This window comes from Gluconobacter sp. P1D12_c (assembly GCF_018812105.1).
GTDB lineage: Bacteria > Pseudomonadota > Alphaproteobacteria > Acetobacterales > Acetobacteraceae > Gluconobacter > Gluconobacter oxydans_A.
Map to the genome: position 1 here is coordinate 1 of NZ_JACSIQ010000806.1, position 371 is coordinate 371.

1 protein-coding gene is annotated in these 371 nt (G+C 44.7%); it reads left to right on the top strand.

The window, feature by feature from the left end; all coding sequences use genetic code 11:
- Positions 1 to 28: 28 nt before the first annotated feature.
- On the top strand, positions 29 to 371 hold a 343-nt coding region (locus KP705_RS19290), incomplete at its 3' end, for a hypothetical protein (RefSeq protein WP_215765478.1).

The window sequence follows — 371 nt, forward strand, 5'->3', positions numbered from 1 at the left end:
TATGAATATCCTCTTTGATCTGCCGTAATTGAAGGGGAACCGCTGGAAGGATTTTCTTGATGATGTTCGTGAGAGGATGTCGTGCATTGTTAAGGATGCGGGAACTCTTGAGTCTGTTGATGAGGTCACAAAATATGTGACTAAGCCGAACGATATTGAGACGATTGAGGATGGCCATCTTGAGTGGTTCTATAATGAGACACTCAATACGCGACTGATACAGAGGTACGGATCGTTTAAGGAGTTCAAGGGGTCTCTTAATGATGAGAGGCTTCGCATCGTTCGAGATCAGTCTGATGGATCTCTGAAGATGATGAAGAAGCGTGTCATCAATGATGCTGAGCTTTTCACGAAGCGTGATGAAGGCGAAG